The 20,136-nt window shown below is 40.8% G+C and carries 12 protein-coding genes and 2 pseudogenes; 2 read left to right on the top strand and 12 right to left on the bottom strand.

Translation table 11 applies throughout. The features are described from left to right. Positions 1 to 78 precede the first annotated feature (78 nt). The 5 genes from HRJ06_RS00855 to gabT form a co-directional block, all read right to left on the bottom strand. Positions 79 to 1,290, bottom strand: a complete 1,212-nt coding sequence (locus tag HRJ06_RS00855; protein WP_197969799.1) for an acyl-CoA dehydrogenase family protein — start codon at positions 1,288 to 1,290, stop codon at positions 79 to 81. A gap of 876 nt (positions 1,291 to 2,166) precedes the next feature. Continuing rightward, positions 2,167 to 3,369 carry an MFS transporter gene (locus HRJ06_RS00850; RefSeq protein ID WP_174727285.1) on the bottom strand — a complete coding sequence of 401 codons (1,203 nt, stop codon included), beginning with the start codon at positions 3,367 to 3,369 and terminating at the stop codon, positions 2,167 to 2,169. Between the two features lie 397 nt (positions 3,370 to 3,766). Next, entirely contained in the window at positions 3,767 to 4,786 is a 1,020-nt protein-coding gene (locus HRJ06_RS00845) for a DUF3231 family protein (RefSeq protein WP_174727282.1), read from the bottom strand. Positions 4,787 to 5,232: 446 nt separating this feature from the next. After that, a complete protein-coding gene (locus tag HRJ06_RS00840) occupies positions 5,233 to 6,624 on the bottom strand; it encodes an NAD-dependent succinate-semialdehyde dehydrogenase (protein WP_174727280.1) in 1,392 nt (463 codons plus the stop codon). Positions 6,625 to 6,664: 40 nt separating this feature from the next. Further along, a complete protein-coding gene (gene gabT, locus HRJ06_RS00835; protein WP_174727277.1) occupies positions 6,665 to 7,966 on the bottom strand; it encodes a 4-aminobutyrate--2-oxoglutarate transaminase in 1,302 nt (433 codons plus the stop codon). Positions 7,967 to 8,095: 129 nt separating this feature from the next. Here gabT and gabR point away from each other — a divergent pair, with 129 nt between their 5' ends. Then, positions 8,096 to 9,508, top strand: coding sequence for a MocR-like transcriptional regulator GabR (gene gabR / locus HRJ06_RS00830; RefSeq protein WP_242035094.1), 1,413 nt, complete (start codon positions 8,096 to 8,098; stop codon positions 9,506 to 9,508). A 227-nt stretch (positions 9,509 to 9,735) separates the two neighbouring features. On the opposite strand, the gene sstT is transcribed toward gabR, so the two are convergent. The 7 genes and pseudogenes from sstT to HRJ06_RS00800 all read right to left on the bottom strand — a co-directional run bounded on the left by sstT (position 9,736) and on the right by HRJ06_RS00800 (position 18,412). Continuing rightward, a complete protein-coding gene (gene sstT / locus HRJ06_RS00825) occupies positions 9,736 to 10,974 on the bottom strand; it encodes a serine/threonine transporter SstT (protein WP_174727274.1) in 1,239 nt (412 codons plus the stop codon). Positions 10,975 to 11,637: 663 nt separating this feature from the next. Continuing rightward, a pseudogene (locus tag HRJ06_RS23640) lies at positions 11,638 to 11,766 on the bottom strand (excalibur calcium-binding domain-containing protein); the annotation flags it as partial. A gap of 15 nt (positions 11,767 to 11,781) precedes the next feature. After that, a pseudogene (locus HRJ06_RS23415) lies at positions 11,782 to 12,147 on the bottom strand (hypothetical protein); the annotation flags it as partial. 675 nt (positions 12,148 to 12,822) lie between these two features. Further along, positions 12,823 to 12,990, bottom strand: coding sequence for a hypothetical protein (locus tag HRJ06_RS00815; RefSeq protein WP_174727271.1), 168 nt, complete (start codon positions 12,988 to 12,990; stop codon positions 12,823 to 12,825). 81 nt (positions 12,991 to 13,071) lie between these two features. Further along, entirely contained in the window at positions 13,072 to 13,806 is a 735-nt protein-coding gene (locus tag HRJ06_RS00810; protein WP_174727268.1) for a hypothetical protein, read from the bottom strand. Beyond that, entirely contained in the window at positions 13,799 to 17,587 is a 3,789-nt protein-coding gene (locus HRJ06_RS00805) for a DEAD/DEAH box helicase (protein ID WP_174727265.1), read from the bottom strand. The genes HRJ06_RS00810 and HRJ06_RS00805 overlap by 8 nt, the downstream gene beginning before the upstream one ends. A gap of 252 nt (positions 17,588 to 17,839) precedes the next feature. Beyond that, a complete protein-coding gene (locus HRJ06_RS00800; protein ID WP_174727262.1) occupies positions 17,840 to 18,412 on the bottom strand; it encodes a hypothetical protein in 573 nt (190 codons plus the stop codon). A gap of 167 nt (positions 18,413 to 18,579) precedes the next feature. Here HRJ06_RS00800 and HRJ06_RS00795 point away from each other — a divergent pair, with 167 nt between their 5' ends. Next, positions 18,580 to 19,989 (top strand): PQQ-dependent sugar dehydrogenase, encoded by a 1,410-nt coding sequence (locus HRJ06_RS00795; protein ID WP_174727259.1) that lies wholly within the window; start codon positions 18,580 to 18,582, stop codon positions 19,987 to 19,989. Positions 19,990 to 20,136: the final 147 nt, after the last annotated feature.

The following is a 20,136-nucleotide window of genomic DNA, read 5'->3' as shown; positions in this document are numbered from 1 at the left end:
ATTTTGTTTTAATTGAATATTCCGATAATTTATTTCATAAAAATATGTTTGTGACAAAAACGCACTACCTAACGCTCTCTAAAAATTAGCAGGATCCCAGCTCTCATTTTGCTTGTATTTCTTTAAAATTTGACGTGCGATCGATGCAGTATGCACTTCATCTGGACCATCGTAAATACGCGCATATCTAGCATCCCTATACATTTTTTCAAGCGGAGTATCAGACGTAACACCTAAAGCTCCATGTACCTGAATGGCTCGATCAATAACATCATGAAGAACTTTTGCACCATATACCTTTATCATTGCTATATCAACACGCGCGTCTTCCCCACGGTCAATTTTCTTTGCAGCTTCAAAGGTTAATAGTCTAGCTGACTGAATATCAGTTGCAGAGTCAGCGATAAATTTTTGAATCATTTGCTTATCAGCTAGCAGCGATCCGTGTGCGTATCTATTCAGAGCTCTGTTACACATTAGATCAAATGCTCTTTGGGCCTGACCAAGCCACCTCATAGAGTGGTAAATTCTCCCTGGACCTAGTCTCTTTTGAGCAATACCAAAGCCTTCTCCACGTTCTCCTAATAAATTCTCCTTCGGAACTCTTACATTAGTTAAGCGGATCTCACAATGGGCTCCAGAAGTATGTCCCATTGTAGGTACAACTCTCACTATTTCGTATCCAGGAGAATTTGTTGGCACGAGAATCATCGAAGCTCGTTTATGTCTGCTTTCAGCCTCGGGTTCTGTCACACAAAAAACGGTTGTGAAGGCTGCTCTTGTCGCCCCTGAAGTAAACCATTTATGAGCATTGATTACCCACTCATCTCTATCTAAGTATGCGGAGGATTGAATAAGCGTTGGATCTGAACCGGCTACATTTGGTTCGGTTAAGCCTACTGATGGATTGATTTCTCCAGCTACCATTGGCAATAGCCATCTTTCCTTTTGTTCTTTTGTTCCAAATAAGTGCAGCATCGTGCCATCCTGTGCTGTATGAGTTCCAAGAGCAAACATCGCTGCTTCTGAACGGCCTACAATTTCATTGATAAATACGTAATCCATAAAGGGCAGGCCTCCGCCTCCGATTTCCTTTGGCAAACCTAAAGCCCATATTCCTTCTTTTTTAGCTTCCTCCTGTAAGTTCTTTAGAACTCTTTGACCTTCTTCATCCCATTCTTCCACGAGCGATTCTACCGGAATGACATTTTCATCAATAAACCTTCTCACCTTGCTACGTAATTCTAATACTTCATTACTCATTCCAAGCTGTTTATCAATCTCATGCATCAATACATACCTCCATTTTCTATTTAATAAAATTTATCATTATTCCTTTAGAGGAAATAATACCGAGAACTGCTAGATCATGTTATACCTCTGTAAATGGAAGCGTTTTCAAAATTTCGGTTGTTAAGGTACTTAGAAGAGTAATCCAACTGTTTGTTTAAGAAATGAATATGGTAATTTAAGAGTACGTAATGTTCTCTTTTCAAATGTAACTTATTAGATTCGAAGTCTAATAGTATTATCGCATTTTTTCATTAATAAAAAAATACCCTACGTTTAATTTTTTTACAAAAGTTCAAATTATATATATTCTTTATTCTATAATATGATTACCTATCTCTCTATTAGTTTGAAATTAAATTCAACAGGAGTATGACGGAAAGCTTGAAAATGGATCTCATGCTTTACATTTGATTAACCCTCCCATACTTGTTATAACTCGTAGTGACCGTACAGTTCCTAATTTGCTTTTTAAAAGTTTTTATTCAGCTTGGGAATAGTTTGCCTAGAAAAGAATTAGTACCCGTAAAGTGTGATGGTCAATAGCTTGTCCATTTAGCGTTTTTTGTGATATCCTCTAGTTCCTCATCTCAGGTGATCGTCTTGAACTATGCCTTTCCTTTTTAATGGCATTCGAGGAGTCACAGGCTCCATAATACATTGAAAAAGCATAAGTTCATTGATCAGTTTGATCGTGGTGGCTAGGCAGACAGTCCAATATTTAGATTTAAGCAAGCCACAATAATCAACAAATGGACGGTTCTTGTGTTTCCAAAAGTGAAGCACTGGAACCGTCTTCTCTGCTCCCATAGTTACCCCTGCAGTTCGTGGAACATCCTGTGAAACAAGAAATTCCGGAAAGTGACAGGCACCCCATTACACCTTCTCCTTCATCAGCAGCACACCGATCAGGCCAATTATGGAGAATAGGACCGGGGTGATGAATCCATAGTAGTATCCATTAAAATGATCTAGGACAAGTCCGAAAATGCCTGGCAGCAGTACAGCGCTTAGGAATCCTCCTGTATTTGCGAACCCAGACGCGATGCCTGATTCTCCAATCGGAAACGATTGACGGACAGCAGCGAACGTTAGCGCATTTGCCCCATAGGCGAGACCAATGACAAAGAAAAGGATGGTTAAGAGAACAATGGGCGGATTCGCACTAGTAAAAAGAAAGCTCGACCAACACAGGACAATTAGCACGTGCACTACTACATAAGGTCGCTTAATCATTCCTAACCGGCTTGAAATCCACCCGGCTAAAGGAGCACCGATTAGAGCTCCCACCAAACCGATTAAAACGAGCTGACTCGCATCTGTACGAGTCATTCCATATATATTCATTCCATAAGGAACGGCCCATGATCCGATAAATCCCACGTATGTCCCTACAAGCCCAAAGTGACAAAGGAACAATGCCCATGCTTGGCGGCTGGAGACAATTCTTCGCAGCAGCACCCTTGTTTTCTCCGGTTTGATTTCTCTTTTTTCAAATATCGGCTGGTTCGTTTTTTTGACCAGAACAAAATAAAGAAGAATCCCACATAAACACAATAGGAGCCCTGTTGAAAAAAATGCAGGCCGCCAGCCAAGGACATCGATCCAGGCAGCGAATGGGACGGTTGCTACCAGAAACCCAAGGCTTCCCGTCATCGCCGCAACTCCAATCAAACGGGAAAATTCCCTGGCACTAAACCACCAGCTTAAAATCAGCACCATATTAACCCAAATCGTCGCATCGCCAATCCCCGTCAAAATTCTGGCAAAAAACAAGACCATTTCATGGGTTCCAAGACTATAAATAATCGTTCCAATACCAGTAAGGAGTGCACCGACGATTAGAAAAAAATTGGGCCCAAACCGATCTGCCAAAAGTCCCATCGGTATTTGCAAACCCGTGTAAACAAAAAATTGGATACTTGCTAGTAACCCAATCGTTGAAGCCGTAACTTGAAAATCCTTCATTACTTCATTTGTAATCAATCCTGGTGCTGTCCGTTGACTCGACATCAATATATACGTAAACAGCACACAACCTAAAACAACCCATCTATATCGGGAATTCTGTTTATCCAACCACTTCTACTCCCATTAGCTTTTAGACTATCTATATGAAAGTTCCTAAAGTAGTTGTAAACAAATTTTTATACGGTAGTGGTACATCTTGGCCACCCTAATTTGGACATGAAAAGAGACCAAACGGAAACAGGAATCGACGAGGACGAAATCAAAATCCAGAATAATCGGTAATTAGTGTAAGAAACTCGCAGTTGGTAAACTGCACCCACACTTTGAAGGAGCCGATAACTCTATATACATGTGAAATCGTCCGTATGTTCATAACTTAATAAAGGATAAATCCTTTTTTAGAGAAATACAAAAACCCGAACCAAGGTTAACGGGTTCAATGGTTTGGTAACCATTTCTTCAATAGTATCGAGGGAGTTTTGTCCCAGCCTCATTGAAAAATTTATTAATTCTTGTAGACTATACCATTTTTGTCCACCGATTGTGGAGGTTGTTCCAACCATCTGTGTTTAATCGATAAGTTAGCACCGTCTTCAGCGTATTGTCCGATCTCCATCGAAAGACGAGCAAAATGGGCAGTTAAATCACGTCTAGTACTCGCCGACATTGCTACTCCATAGTTGCCTACCCCTAGTGCACTTAACAAAGAAACTTGAAACATCATCAATTTATCGGAAAAAGGCGCTTCCGAGGATGCCAATACTTCATCATCCCAACTCCTTGGTACAGGAATGTCTTCCTCCGTTAAAATTGAAGTGAAAACTTTAATATGTTTATTCGATATATCCTTTCCTCGTTTGAAGTAATCTCTTGCATCTTTTGTCTTAGCCGTTTGAGCAAACCCAGAAATAAAAGCTTTTCCTATTGCGTTCGTTTGTAGGTTATGAAATAAGTTTGTAATTTCTACCGATAATAATGGCTTTCTGGAACCAAACCAACCAGTTAGGAAACTTTGATGTTTCACAAAATCAACCTTTTCGGGTGGAGAAATGTATGGAGGTCTTAAATGTAACCCTTTCGATAGTAAGACAGCTTTCGTTCGTTTATTGATTTCAATATTCAGGGCTACAGCTTCATTAAAAAAGGCTTGAACATCTAATCGTGACGACATAGCAGTTGACATCCCATATGCAGAAAACCCTGCTTTTGCCATCTGGTCAATATAATTTAAAAAGAATTCATCTGAGTATAGACGAGGTGCTGAAAGGTTCACATCGTCATCCGTAAATCCATATGGTATGGGATAATTCTCCCCGTTAAATATATTTTCAACTCCATCCATTAGCGTAAGCGATACATTTAAGGCATAATCAATTACTGATCGAATTTCAGAATCTTCTACGGTGTTCAAAAAATAACTTAGAACATATTTAGACAACGAATTATTCATATAGGTAATCCATAGATTGGATATTTCGGCTGAAGTTAATCGAATGCTGTGTTTGTTTTCGTATGTAGTCTCCAATTTATCGCTCCTAAAAAACTTGTGTAATATTATTATGTTAAAAAGTACAAAGAAATATTAATTAAGTAAATGGCAATAAGCTTTTCTTATGGTACCTAAGAGCAAGATCGTAAATTAACAAAACCCGGTGTTGCACTCTTTTTATTTTTTGCAGCTAACGTCCATTAAAATAACAATGTAATGATTACACTTAAACAAACAGGTACTTATGTTAAATAAGTAATATAAAAAAGCTCGGATTTTTCCGAGCTTTTTTGTGCATTTAAAGGTGCTATTTTGGTTGTTTAATCCATGTGTTACAACCACTTTTCCATTTCGAGTTACATTTTTGTACTCGGAGACATACCCGTTAAACCGAGAGGCACTTTTTCTTGTGTCCTTCATTCGGGTTTAGTTCAAACTGTTTTATTTAACCGTTCTACCTAGCAATTAGTAAGAAAGCACTTTTATAAATTTCCAATTGAGAGATATTTTGTTTCCAGATATGGCTCAATTCCTTCAATTCCGCCTTCACGGCCCAGACCGCTTTCTTTCATGCCGCCAAATGGTGCATGAGCAGCAGAAGTGGCGCCGTCATTCCAGCCTACGATGCCAAAGTCGAGATGGTCATGCAGGTAGGTTCCTGTTTTATAATTATTGGTGAAAAAATATGCAGCAAGCCCATATGGAGTGCTGTTGGCAATATCCACAGCTTCTTCAAGATCCTTAAAGCTGATAAGAGGAGCAACAGGTCCAAACGTTTCTTCACTCATAATCTTCATATCTAAATTGACATTTTTTAAAACGGTTGGATATACAAAGAAATACCCTTTTTCTTTATTTGCATTAGATTCATTCCCTACAAGCACTTCTGCACCTTTATCCACGGCGTCATTAATTTGCGCAACGATTTTCTCATAGCCGCTTTCGTTAATTATAGGGCCAATATCAGTATCCTTATCAAGTCCATTTCCAACCTTTAACTTTCTTACTTCTTCGGTTAATTTGGCAGAGAATACCTCGATGACATTTTCATGGACAATGATACGATTTGCACAAACACAGGTTTGACCTGCGTTGCGAAACTTTGATGCAATCGTTTGGCTGACAGCGATATCCAAATCAGCATCCTCCGCAATAATGAGAGGTGCATGGCCGCCTAATTCCATGGTGACATGCTTTACAGTATCAGCACTGTTTTTAATTAATGATTTACCGACAGGAGTAGAACCAGTAAATGTAATTTTACGAACATATTGACTGCTTGTGAAAAGCTCACCCACTTCTTTTCCATCGCCGATGACATATTGGATAGCATTAGTTGGAATTCCGGCCTGATGTGCCAGCTCAATTAATCTAATTGTTGTTAATGGTGTATCCTCTGCAGGCTTTACAATGAATGTACATCCAGCTGCTAAGGCAGGGGCTGCTTTTCTCGTCATCATCGCAGCAGGGAAATTCCATGGAGTGATCGCTGCAACCAAACCAATGGGCTGCTTGCTGACGATGATTCGTTTTGTTTCCGTGGCTGCCGGAATCGTCCGTCCATAGATCCGCTTCGCTTCTTCCGCATACCACTCAATATAGCTTACCGCATAGTCGACTTCACCTAAAGATTCTTTAAGAGGCTTTCCGTTTTCCAGCGTCATTACTTCTGCAATTTCTGCTTTTTGTTCCAGGATAATATCTGCCCATTTTTTTAATAACCTTGAGCGTTCATGAGCGTTCACTCTTGACCAATCCTTAAAGGCTTCATGGCCGTTTTTCAATGCCTGCTGTATTTCATCGTTGGAGTTAACTATTACTTCCGAAATCAGCTCACCGGTGGCAGGGTTTTTTATTTTAAAAGTTTCAGGCATTCCTGAGCACCTCTTTCTTTATTATTTTACTTACGTGAGTTTATTCAAATGCTTTTTCTAAAATGGCAAGTCCTTTTGATAATTCTTCATCTGTGATAACCAATGGTGCCAGGAAGCGGATGACATTGCTCTTTAATCCGGCGGAAAGAAGCAATAATCCATTTTCGTTTGCATATTTAACAATTTCTGCTGTTTTGATTTTATTCGGTTTTTTAGCCGTACGGTCCTCAACAATCTCTACTGCGACCATTGCGCCTAGACGGCGGATATCCCCTATAAAATCATGCTTTCCGGCGAGCTCCGTTAGTTTGGTTTCAAATTTTTGTCCGAGGATTTCAGCCTTTTCGACCAGGTTTTCTTCTTCCATAATTTCAATAACAGCTAAAGCAGCGGCACAGGCAACAGGGCTTCCTGAATAGGTCCCTCCCAGTTCTCCTGGGTCTGCAACGTTTAAGATCTCCATCCTGCCTACTACACCGCTTAATGGCAGCCCTGCCGCCAACGACTTTGAGACAGTGATTAAATCTGGTGTTACGTCAAAATGGTCGATAGCAAATAATTTTCCTGTACGTCCAAATCCAGTTTGAATCTCATCTGCAACAAACACAATTCCATGCTCTTTGCAGAATTCACTTACCGCCTGAACAAACTTCTTCGGAGGTACGATAAATCCTCCCTCACCCTGGACAGGCTCCATTACTACGCAGGAAACCGTCTCAGGTGCTACTGTTGCGATAAAAAAGTCTTTAAATTCTTCAATTTTCATGTCAATATAGGATTCATCTGTCATTTCAACAGGCTTTTGATACATATAGGGAAATGGCGCCTGGTAGATTTCAGGGGCGAAAGGACCGAAGCCAAATTTGTAAGGCTTGACCTTGCTTGTCATTCCCATTGTTAAATTCGTTCTTCCGTGATATCCGCGGACAAAGGAAACAACCGCCTGACGTCCAGTATAACGGCGGGCCATTTTAATGGCATTTTCAACTGCTTCCGCACCAGAGTTAAATAAAATGGCTTGCTTGTCAAAATCACCAGGTGTGATCTGGCACAATTTCTCAGCAAGATTAAGATACCCTTCATACATCATCACATTGAAGCCAGGATGTAGAAATCTCTCTGCTTGTTCCTTTACAGCTGCTGTTACTTTCGGATGGCTATGGCCCACGTTTAATGTTCCGATCGCCCCGGCAAAATCAATCCATTCGTTTCCATCGATATCTGTAATGGTTGCACCGGAAGCCTTTTGTGCAATATTTAAATTTGCGTTGCTTACACCTTTTGGTACATATTTTTTTCTTTTTTCCTGAAATTCTTTGGTCGTTAAAAAGGTTGTAGTCATTTTTTGTCCTCCTTGTTTTTATTTATTTTAAATAATTTGTAATTTAAAGATAGTTTGACATCTTTCTGGTACAATGAAAAGTACCAAAAGGAAGAAAATGATGGTACCAGAGAGATGAGGGATGAAACTTTGATTTATGTAACGCTTGATAAAAGTTCAAACACAAATTATATCTATCAGCAGATCTACGAGGGTATCAAGAAAAACATTTTAGAGGGAAGGCTGAAGCCCGATGAGAAGCTCCCTCCGAAAAGAACATTGGCTCGGCAATTAAAAGTCAGCGTGAACTCCGTTATGACAGCCTATGATCAGCTGCTTGCAGAGGGTTATATCTATACAAGTGAGCGAAAAGGGTATTTTGTTGAAAAAATCACCCAGTTTATCAAACAGGATGACGCATTCAAATCTCCATTACCAAGTGACCTAAAGGAGAGTATCACGGAGAAAGAAGGCTGGCTTTCCCTTTCACATATGACTTCAAATACTTCCCTTTTCCCTTTTAAGGAATGGGTCAGATGCCAACAAAAAGCAATCGATCAGCATCCTCAGGAGCTTTCAGAAATAACCCATTCTCAGGGTCCTTATCTCGTAAGAAAAACCATCTGCAATTTAATCTCCTTAACACGCGGGGTAATTTGCGAGCCCGAACAAATTGTCATCGGAGCAGGCACAATGTCATTAATACGCCAGCTGCTGGACATTCAGGGTAAGAATTCAGTTATAGCAATGGAGTATCCCGGTTACTCCCGGTTATATCATTTACTCACGAGTATGAAATTTGACGTCCATCCTTTAAAAATAGATGAAAAGGGAATCAGTATTAAAGAAATTGAAGCATCAAAAGCAAATTTTGTGTTTGTTACACCATCACACCAATTTCCGACAGGTATAATTATGCCGATATCCAGACGGATTGAACTGTTAAATTGGTCCACATATGCGCCTGACCGGTATATTGTCGAGGATGACTATGATAGTGAATTTAAGTATGAAACAGATAATATTCCTTCTTTGCAGAGCCTGGACAGAAATCAACGTGTTATCTATACGGGAACCTTTTCAAAAACCATGCTCCCTGGCATGCGTATCAGCTATATGGTATTACCGCCTGATCTGCTGCGGGAATATCGCCGCCAATATCAACATGAGATTCAGGCCAGTAACACAATCAATCTTTTCGCGATGCATTACTTTATCGAGAACGGCGAGTACAATCGCCACATCAAGAGGATGAATCACCACTATGAAACAAAACGAAAAAAGCTGATAAACGAACTAAGTGCTCAGTTTGGCGACAATATTCACATCGAGGACATACCTGCAGGGCTTCACTTCTGCGCTCACTTTAAAAGCAGCAAAGACTTTCAGGAGATCGAAGATAAAGCCAAGCAGGAAAAACTGGAAATTTATACAATGAAACGGTTTATGCTTAACAATAAATACAAGCACAAAAACAGCATCCAACTGGTCCTCGGATTCGCCAGCATACCAGAAGATAAGATCCCGGAAGCAGTCACCCGTCTATCCCGCGTGTTGGAATAAGGGGTGCCGGCACGGTTTTATTCAAAATTTAATCTTAAAAATTGTAACTTCTGCGATCTAACATATGTTTACCAACCCGATTCATTTTTCAATCACATCCAAATTCCATAAAAAAACATGAAATTAAACTATATGTACGGTTCTCATGCTTCCCCGCTCAATAAAAAGCCTGCATCTAATTATTGTTGTTCTCAACAATCAGATGCAGGTACTCTTTTATGCGTTCTTTATGCGATTTTTGGCACTTCTGTGATTTTTCCTTCTTTACCTTCCTCTTTATATTCTGCTGCCGCTGTAAAAACAACGTCCGTTGATGAGTTAAGTGCTGTTTCAAAGGAGTCTTGCAGAACACCGATAATAAAGCCTACCCCAACAATCTGCATTGCCACTTCATTTGGAATTCCAAATAAGCTGCTTGCCAGAGGAATTAAAAGCAGCGAACCGCCGGCAACACCTGAGGCACCGCAAGCACTGACAGCTGCCAATACACTAAGGATTACCGCTGTTGAAAAATCCACCTGGATGCCCAACGTATGAACCGCCGCGAGGGTCATAACGGTAATCGTGACAGCAGCACCCGCCATGTTGATGGTTGCACCTAGTGGGATAGAAACAGAGTAAGAATCTTTATTCAAGCCTAGCTTTTCACATAATCTCATATTTACAGGAATGTTTGCTGCTGAGCTTCGTGTAAAGAAGGCTGTAATCCCGCTTTCTTTTACGGCTGTGAAAACTAGTGGATATGGGTTTTGGCGTGTCGTTACATACACCAGGATTGGATTGATTACAAAAGCCACAAAGAGCATGCATCCAATCAGGACAGCTAGCAGTTTCCCGTACCCTAGCAATGACTCAAGTCCATTTGTCGTAATCGACTCGATCACAAGTCCCATGATTCCAAACGGTGCAAACTTGATGACCCATGATACCACTTTTGAAACCGCTTCGGAAACATTGGAAATCAGTGTTTTTGTTGTATCAGGAGCACCTCTCAAAGCAAAACCTAGAATAATTGCCCATGCTAATATCCCGATGTAGTTCGCATTCGCAATCGCGTTAACAGGATTATCAACCACATTTAACAATAGCGTTTTAAGTACCTCTACAATACCGCCTGGAGCAGTCAAGCCTTCAGCACCAGTTGCTAGTGATAAGCGAACTGGAAATAAAAAGCTTGCGATTACCGCCACAAGTGCTGCTAGGAAGGTTCCTGAAAGGTATAGCGCGACAACAGTTTTCATATTCGTTTTACTGTCCTTCTTATGCTGGACAATCGCCGCCATAACCAAAAAGAACACCAAAATCGGCGCAACTGCTTTTAACGCCCCTACAAATAACGATCCCAAGATGACAAATGGTGACCCGATATCCGGAACGGCCACAGCGAGTCCAATTCCAACAACCAAACCAAGCAGGATTTGTTTCACCAGACTAAGTCGATTCCACATTCCCCATAAACTTTTCATGAAAATTCCCCCCGTTGTATAAGTAAATCTAAATAAAAGACAATCATTAGGAGACTGATAGAAACATCTTTCTATTTCTTTTTTTGAAAGACTCTCTTTCTCTAGTCCATTCTATAAATACAACTGTCTACCTATAATAGATTCCATTATATATGGGTTTTATATATATTACAATAATAAAATTTCATCTTAAAATAGTGTGGTTTGTTTTAAAGTGGACGAATTCACCTAATCCTTTTTATTCTAGTGGGAGTCAGACATCTTATTAGCGTCATACCTTATTCAGAACTTTGTGGAAAGTTTCTAAATAAGAAAATAAGCAGGTACATATTTCTATTACGGGTTCGGTTTCGAAGTTAATATTATAGTCCCGATAGTTTACTGTTTAATTTGTCTGATTACACTTTTAACAAGCTCCAAGGTGTCACTATCATCCGAATGCATTACCGATAAAATATAAGAAACATTCTCCAGATTAAGGCTAAAAAATTCAAACCTGCCAATCATCACTTTCCTTGAAACTATAATGCACTTGAATTCCTCGATTTCTAAAAATGTAAGCATTACAAACGGCAGTAATACAAAAAATAATCCCATCTCATTTGTCGAGAAGGGATTATTTATAATTCAATACCTTAGAAGGGTCTACTAAGTGGTAATAAACTAACTTTCACAAGCAAAATTATCTTTATCTCTATCCATTTTAGGTTGATAGGCTGGATGATCAGAAGCTACGCCACTTGGATATTTTTTTCTTAGTTCAGTACAATTGGCAAAGAGTTCAGATCCCCCACTTGAAGTTGCTTCTGTCTTCGCTTTAGCTTCTGCTTCTGCCTTTGCTTCTGCCTTTACTTTGGCCTCTGCTTCTGCCTTTGCTTTGGCCTCTGCTTCTGCCTTCGCTTTAGCCTCTGCTTCTGCCTTCGCTTTGGCTTCTGCTTCTGACTTCGCTTTGGCTTCTGCTTCTGCCTTCGCTTTGGCCTCTGCTTCTACCTTCGCTTTGGCCTCTGCTTCTGCCTTCGCTTTGGCCTCTGCTTCTGCCTTTGCTTTGGCTTCTGCTTTTGCCTTTAAATTGTCCTCAGTATTCTTCTCCTCATTCTTAACTTCTGCTTTTGTCGTTTTCGAACTTTCAGATGAACAAGCAACTAAACTAAAAACTAAAAATAAAGCAAACAAACCTACTAAATACTTTTTCAATTAATAACCCCCATATTATTTTTTCTATCATCGTATAACATTAACCTTATTTCCGAACTCATTAAACTGAGAGTAAAAAATACATCCAATCAATTACCTTGATTGAGTGTTTATCTTACCCCTTGAGAGGAGGGAACAGCCCCTTTTTTCTTTCCAATATCAAAGAAATAATGGTCAAAACAATTAACTGGGCTCCAATTACCAACCAAATCATCTTTACTACCTTAATTAAAGCATAAAGGAATTGGGTTTAATTGTAAATGACCTAATTACCATATTTTTCTCAACAAAAATACTATGATTCTCCTATCAAAACCAATCTAATGAAAAAATATGGTGACACAACAGTCTATAAGACATGCTTTTTTGGGGGCAAAGATCTTATAAAAAAAATGTCGATGCAATTAGCACTCGTTTTAACATACCAAATCAATAGGTGACAAAAAGTTGTGCATCTTTCTAAAGGGGGTGATCTTTCATATGCTAATTCACACAAAAAAAAGCAGTCTAATTCTATTGCTAATTAGACTGCTATTTTTTATGTTATTTTGTTTTGTTCTCTTAAACCGGACCCGTTAATATTCCTAGACCAGCTTCTACTTTTAAAAAGAGCGTAACCTCCAGCTAGAAACAAGACTGAAACCTCATATTCTGTTATAAACCACCACAGTCAGGAGGATTGGCCTGATCTCCCTCGGCGAAATCACAGCCTTTTTCAACTGATTCCAGTCCGTAGCCTGTTTGGCTTATTTCAAATAACTCTTCGCTTTGAACCTGATTTAAGTTTTTGGATTCCTCACGTTTTTCCTTCTTATCTCTCATTGCTTTCCTCCAGAGGTTTTTTTAAAGTTTTCTCTTAGAGGAAAAATGTTATGCGTTTCGAGGTGTTTTATGCTGGCTAGGTTATTTCCGCCACTCCAAGCGTTCCTTGTCTTCTATTTGCTTTTCCAGCGTTTCATCCCAGCGCCCAAGCCATGTATTCCAGACACGCGCGTAGTATATATCCTGTTCTTTATTGTACAGTTGGAATTCCAAGAATGTAATATTTTCAACCTCTTGCTCTTCAAAGCTGTTTACAGCAGCCACTATTATTTGGAAGCCGTCCTCGTCAACAGAGTTGCGTCTCTCGGCGAGAACATGTAAAATTCGGTCCGCATCAATAAAATTCTGATCATTTGCGTACCGGTAAACTGGGAGTACTTCGTCACTTTCAGGCAAAGGGTCAGTCCTCTCCGGCCAAAACTCATCGTGGATTGTGCTGTATGAAAGCACTGCCGACTCTTCTTCCAATTCCTCTTCCATGACACCTGTCTTTATCTGCCCTTGCCCTTTCGATGTCAGCTTGTAGCTTCCTGTTTCCAGTCGGATCAACCCTGTGCGCTGCATTTTTTTCAGTAAATCTTCAATGAACAGCTCCTCGACCAGCAGCATTTCGGCCAAATTGGCTGCACGCCGGATTTGGGCCTGCTCAAAAGTGAGCAGCATCATTTTCATGAGAATGTCCATTTTAGACCGTTTAACACGATGAAACGCCACCGTATAATTGGTCATCGGGATATGCCAGATCACTGCTTTCTTAATTTGGACAGATGGATTTTCCAGTAATTTCGAGAGTAACTTCTTTTGTAGTTTATCCATGCAGACTCACCTCTTCAAGGGTTCGCAGTCCATCCTGCTTTTTGGCGGATTCCAAAACGTGAGTATACATTTTTCTAGCTTCCTTATTTTTCGACCGCTCGGTAAACATCTTTGTGCTGCCGATCATCACAAGCAGCTCTTTAGCTCTCGACAAAGCGACATTCAGCCTGCGGTAGTCCCTGGCAAAACCGATATCATCCTGTTTATTATCGTGATTACGCACCATACTTAGCAAAATCACATCCATCTCCATACCCTGGAATCTGTCTACTGTTCCGGTGCGGATCGTTAAGTGGGTCAAACACAGCTCCTGTTGAAGCATGCGGTCGATCCGTTTCACTTGTTCACCGTAAAAACTGATGACGCCAATGCTTTTTTTCTGATTGGCTTCCATTCTTCCAGCTTGCTTTGCCTCAGCAGCTGCATCATCCAATTCCTTCAGCAATTCGCCAATCCTCTTCAATTCAGCCGGATTAAACAGGCTTTTTCCGCCTTTCATTCTTTCTTCGAAAAAAGCAGGCTCATTCGGCATATCCAGCCATAAGAGATGATTGTTCCGCTTAATGAGCGGTGATGAAAGCTTGTGGTCCCGATCGAGTTCAGAGTCGGCTAAGCCGCATTGAAGCTGTTCGTTTTCTTGCATATAAAATGGCGTGATCGTTTCCATAATGTTCTCATGCATCCGATATTGAATGGCAAGCATCGTTTTATTGGATTTCGGCAGGTTCTTAAACAACCGCTCAAACAGAGACTCCTGTAACAACTTTTTAAGTTCAGCTTTTCCTTCAAAATCTTCACTTTCTTGTGCCATTTCCTGCAGCGTTTCCTCGAGCGTATCGTTCCCCAAAAGAGGCGGCAGCTGATGATGATCGCCGACCAAAATGACTTTTTTCCCTTTTAGCATCGGTAAAAGGAGTTCTGGAGGGGTTGCTTTTGATACTTCGTCAATAATGACCACATCAAAAATTGGGTAGCTTTCAATGAAATCTTTGCGAGCAGAGGCCACACAGGTTGTTCCAATTACATTAGCATGCTTCACATAAAGCTTTCGGATTTCATTCAGGTCATGCTCATTGGCTTCCTCAAGCAAGCTTTGCCACACTCCCTGGACTGACTGGAACAGCGGAAGCTTCTCTTTTTCCTGCTTTAACGACTCCCGGGTAAAAGAAATGCTCGCCAGCTTCTTTAAGACCTCTTCGTGCTCCCGTTCCGGTTCTGAAGATAAAATTTCATTTAAGGGGATCACTTCATCTTCTTTTTCTTTAAGTATCCCGGAGAGTTCGGAAAGACGGGATTCGATTTCGGTTTGTTTCTGCCTTGCTTGCTTCAGCTGAAGGGTTTCTTGTTCCCGTTTTGTGCGATTTCTTTCAATCCTGAGGTTTGCTTGAGCGTATTGCTCTTTCTTGGCCTGCAGATCAAACACTTTGGCTTCTTTTTCATGAAGAAATTCTTTTGCATTGGGAATGATATCTGCTGACGCCCTCATTTGTGTGGACTTATTTTGCAGAAAAGTAAGCTTAGCAGTCTGTTCGGCCAAGTCTCTCTGATACTTTTGAAAGATCATTTTGTTGTCATCCAAAATAGGCTTTAGCTGGGCTATCAGTTCCTGTTTTAACTGCTGAAGTGCTTCTTGCGCAACTTTTTTATCTGTATCATTCAGTTTTAGTTGCTCCGCTTTTTTCCAGATAAAAGATCTCCGGCCGTATAGCCCCTTAAGAAATGCTTCAAGCCTCTGGGGGTGGATTGTAGATTTCCCTTTTAATTCGCTTCTAAGCGTATCTAATAATTGGTCAATTTGCTCTGCTGTTGTAGAAATGGGAGGTGTGGTTTTCAATTGTTCTCGCTGGTGACCGTGCTGATTCCCCAAAGACTTTTCAAGATAGGATATCGCTCGGTTTAATTTCTCATTATATTCCTTTAGCTTGTCCAGCTGTTTCATTCTTTCACGAAGGTGATCGAGCTTTGAGAGTAAGGACTGAACTTGCAAAGACCTGGTGAAGTTTTGCTCCAGCATAAGCCACTTTAAGGTGTCGATTTTTTTGGCGGCTGCTATTTTTCCAGTTAGAGCATCCTGCTGATTCGTGGCCTCTTTCCATTTCTCACACTCAGCAGAAACCTTGTCTATGGTTAGCTTTTGTTGATTTATTTCATTTTCTAGCACCTGGAGGGCTACACTGTCTTGCAGCCGTACAATCTCTTGCTGGTTCTCTTCCAGCTCTTTTTGAAACAAGTCACGATCAGGCTCTTCGGCCAGAAAATTTTCGTCCTGTTCAATGGTGTCATTTAACAAACGTAAGGACTGTTCGATTTTCTGTAAAAGCTGCTGTACCGTTTGCCCCTCTTTTTCAGCATCATGAATGTCCATTTTATGCTTTTCAATGATATCCTGAATTTCGTTATACAGCTGCTGGGCTTTCTGTTTCGCTTCAAGCTCATCCTCCACTTGAGCAAGCTTTTTCTGGAACCGCTCTTGTTCCTGTTCATTCGCCGCCCATTCCGCTTCGACTTCGGTTTCTCGGTGTTTTCGGGCTTCAAATTGGCTGGAAACTTCTTTTAAGGTATGGTCTTTCCAATATTGTCCGACATTTTCCTCGATGAACTTTTTGCCCTCTTCTTCAATGCTTTCCGTCCGTCCGACCCGGAGAATTCGGATATCCTTATTGGCAAGCAAGCGGCCCAGTGCATTATCGACCGCTAAATTCGACTGTGAGGCAACCAGAGTGCGCAGCCCCGCCTTAGCGTTTTGCAGACAGATTTCAGAAATAACGGTTGTCTTTCCTGTTCCAGGCGGTCCTTGAATGACATATAAGTCCTCAGCACTCATCGCGCCTATGACCGCTGCCTGCTGAAACTCGTTTAATCGATTGTGAAACTGCAGCTTTGCCTGCTTTTTGATCTCTTTGACCGGCGGCTTGTTTTCAAATAAAAGCCGTTCCAGTTCAGGGTTCGCGGCCAATCCGTTTTCCAGTTGCTTAAACCCTTGCCGAAGTCTTTTCACCTGGCTTAAGGTGGCAAAATTGCTAAAAGTGACTTCCCTGGGATGAGAATCAAGCCGCCCCCTGCGTGCCTGATCCTCCATATATCCGTGAACCTCAACCTCAACCGTGGCAGCCGAACGATTCGCTTTCATAACTTTTCCTATATCCTGGTCAATTCCCTTAAGCTTGACGCTCATATCCTTGAGTGACTTCCATTCCTTTTCATTCAGCTGACAGCCTGCTATTTTTACCCGGCTGAAATCATCATTGAATACTAGCGTGGAATAATGGGAGGTTATATCGGGAATATCCGCAGACTGCTCCTGAATTTTCAGGTAGCCTTCCCAACTGGCAATCCGCTTTTTCACATACATGGAACTTTCCTGAGCAACCGGCATGTTGTGAATCAAGTCTAGCAACCCATACGGCATTGGCCCGCTGCCTTGAGCATTCAGGTCAAACGTCAGATCTGCCGAAGCCCGCCAATTGGATGCCGCTGGGATATGTGCCGGTCTCGTCGTTACATTGGTTACAACAAGTCGGTCCTGCTTCACCAAGCAATGCAGCACAACAACAAAGCGATTGAACTTGTCCGCCAGCCTTTCGTTTTTCTCCATGTCAAAAAACAAGGCAGCCGAAACAAGACCATCCCCCGACTGGGGATACTTTTCTATATATACATGAAACGATTTCTCCAATAAAAAAAACGATCGCTCATCCAACCCAAGCTCTCGCATTTTATCCTTTGCCTTATTGGTCAAGGTTATTGGACAACGATATTCAGTTTTTTGTGTCTTTATCATCTGTCCACCTGCTTTTTATAACAGTAAAACTATTTAAGTTAATTAGTTTAATAACTAGGTTATTATAGCATAATCTCTGAGGAATTGAGGGAAAGGTTTTTTGTCCTATTGAAGGTGGGGATACACCTTAAGAACTAGCTCCCTATACTGCTCAGGATTCTACAGTTGGATAGTTGAGCAATTTGCGTGTTACAAAATATAGTGGGTTTCAAAATTGTAGATTTTTTCAAAGTAATGGGATTTACGATAAGATCACGATCGCGAAAGAACTTGATTGAGTACGTTAAAAGCAGAGATACTTACTTTCTTCCAAATCCAACTATACAATAAGGAAAAGGCAAATGTCCCTGCTATAACCATACTATTAAAATGGTATGTTACCGATGGTCCCAATATAGGAAATTTCAATCCATATAATAAAATGACTATCCCCAGTGTTAAACATGAAGATGTAAATAAGATAATAAATATGCCTCTCTTTATATATTTAAGGGCTCCCCCTAAACTCAGTCCTAATAATCCCGTGGTAAAGAGGAACACCAATACCTCACTTGGCTGGAACATGGCCAATAGAAAAACGGTTGCGAAATAAGTCATCACACCTAATCTGAGTGACAATAGGCTAGCAAGCACGAGCGGGCCAGTGCTCATCATGCTCAGGATAAAACCAATACCAGTAAAAACACCCGCAGACTGAAAAACAACTGCTATTGAACCTAATGCTGCACCAAGGGTAAGCCGCATTGTCTTAGAATAACTGTCAATGACCGGGCTGTACTCATTCCCCCAAACACCAGATGCTCCTTTATTAAAAAATAATCCCATTTGACACCCCCTCATATTAGATAAATGCAGTGAGTCAAAAGTTTAATACTAGAAATTGTGCGAGATCGCTTATTCCAGACATTTTCCTACTGCTGTATCTAGAGGTACTATCAGCAAAGTTCTAATCATATCTTGGTAAAAAAACTATTGGAGGGAGTGTAAAGTAGGTGATAAAAGTTAAGGTGCGCTTACATCCTATTGTAAACAGGATAAATCTACCGACTGTTATAAAGACAACGATACTTCCGGGTGAATCAACGGAAAGATTATTCATTGCGACCCAGACTGGGGAAATCTTTTACATAAGAAACGGGGATATCAAAACCTTTTTAGATATACGCCCGCAAATCATAAAACTTGGCACTTCTAATGGTGGGTATGATGAGCGGGGATTGCTGGGACTAGCGTTTCATCCCGAGTTTCATCTTAACGGTCTGTTTTACCTTCATTATTCGGTAGCTGGGACACAGGGTCCTGGTGCTCTTACGGAATCGTTCACCCCAAACCCGTGTGACCCCGAAACATTAAACCTGAGGTGGACAAATCGAAATACTGAATTTGATCATATCGATACAGTTGAAGAATGGGTTTTACAGTCGAATGGCAAACCTGTAAAGCGGCGGACATTACTAAACTTAAGAAGACCATTTTTTAACCATAATGGGGTGAATAGTCTAAATTTCTCACCTGAAACAGGTAAACTTGTTTTTACAAATGGAGATGGCGGATCGGGCTATGATCCATTTAATTTAGCCCAGGACTTAATGGAAGTTGCGGGAAAAATAATTGAAATTAACGTAGGTAAAAGTACATCTATCTATAACCCACCCGCAGTCTCTCGTTTTAATGAACTTCCCGTACCAATTCAGGAAACACTTACGGTAATCGCCAAAGGGGTGCGCAATATACCTGGGATTTCCTATCAAAGGTATTATAACCAGTATATAAAATATGCAGGAAATGTCGGACAGGATTCAATAGAGTCCATTTTTTCTTTCGTTCATTATAAACCGATACCGGTGCCACAGATTACCCGGCCTTCCCCCATACAAACAGAATCTAATCAAGAAGGATTGATTAACTTCGGCTGGCGCGGGTGGGAAGGTGCTTTTCCTACTCCAATCGCAAGAAGTTGCTCTGAAGACCAGGGTTTGGATGAGAAAACCATGGCTTTCTACAATGAAGCAATTAAAACTTCAGTTGAGCGGATTCAGCCTTTAACCAGTTACTTCCATAGAGATCCCCGCCCCGATAAGTTCGGGGGAACTGCACTTACAGGAGTCCAGCCATATTTGGGGAAAGGAATTCCCGCTTTAATGGGAAGCGTGGTGTTTACCGATCTTGCGCGGAAGGAAGAATCTCCGGATAGAGGCGTTTTAGCTTACACAAGGATAAGGCCAGATTGTAAACTAAATGATTATAGTGTGATTGAAACCGATTTTAATTTTGGGTCTGAATCTGCTTATTATGTTTCTCTGGGAACAAACCTTGACCAAACCAGATTATTTTTGGGTGTTTATGGTTCCATGAGAGTGACTGATTTTAACCAAGGCAGTGTTTTTGAAGTTATTCAATGATTCGTAGCAGCAAGATTCTACTAATACACAGACATGAAGTTACGTACATAACAGCCACTCCTGCGATATGAGTGTATTTTCAGCAGGTACCCTGTTTTTACTAAAAGAAAGCATCCCTTATAAAGGAATGCTTTCTTTACTATAAGT

Source organism: Mesobacillus harenae (genome assembly GCF_013343715.1).
GTDB classification, from domain to species: Bacteria; Bacillota; Bacilli; order Bacillales; family Cytobacillaceae; genus Mesobacillus_A; species Mesobacillus_A harenae.
Note: the sequence above shows the minus strand (reverse complement) of the source record. Positions and strands in the feature narration are given on the sequence as shown.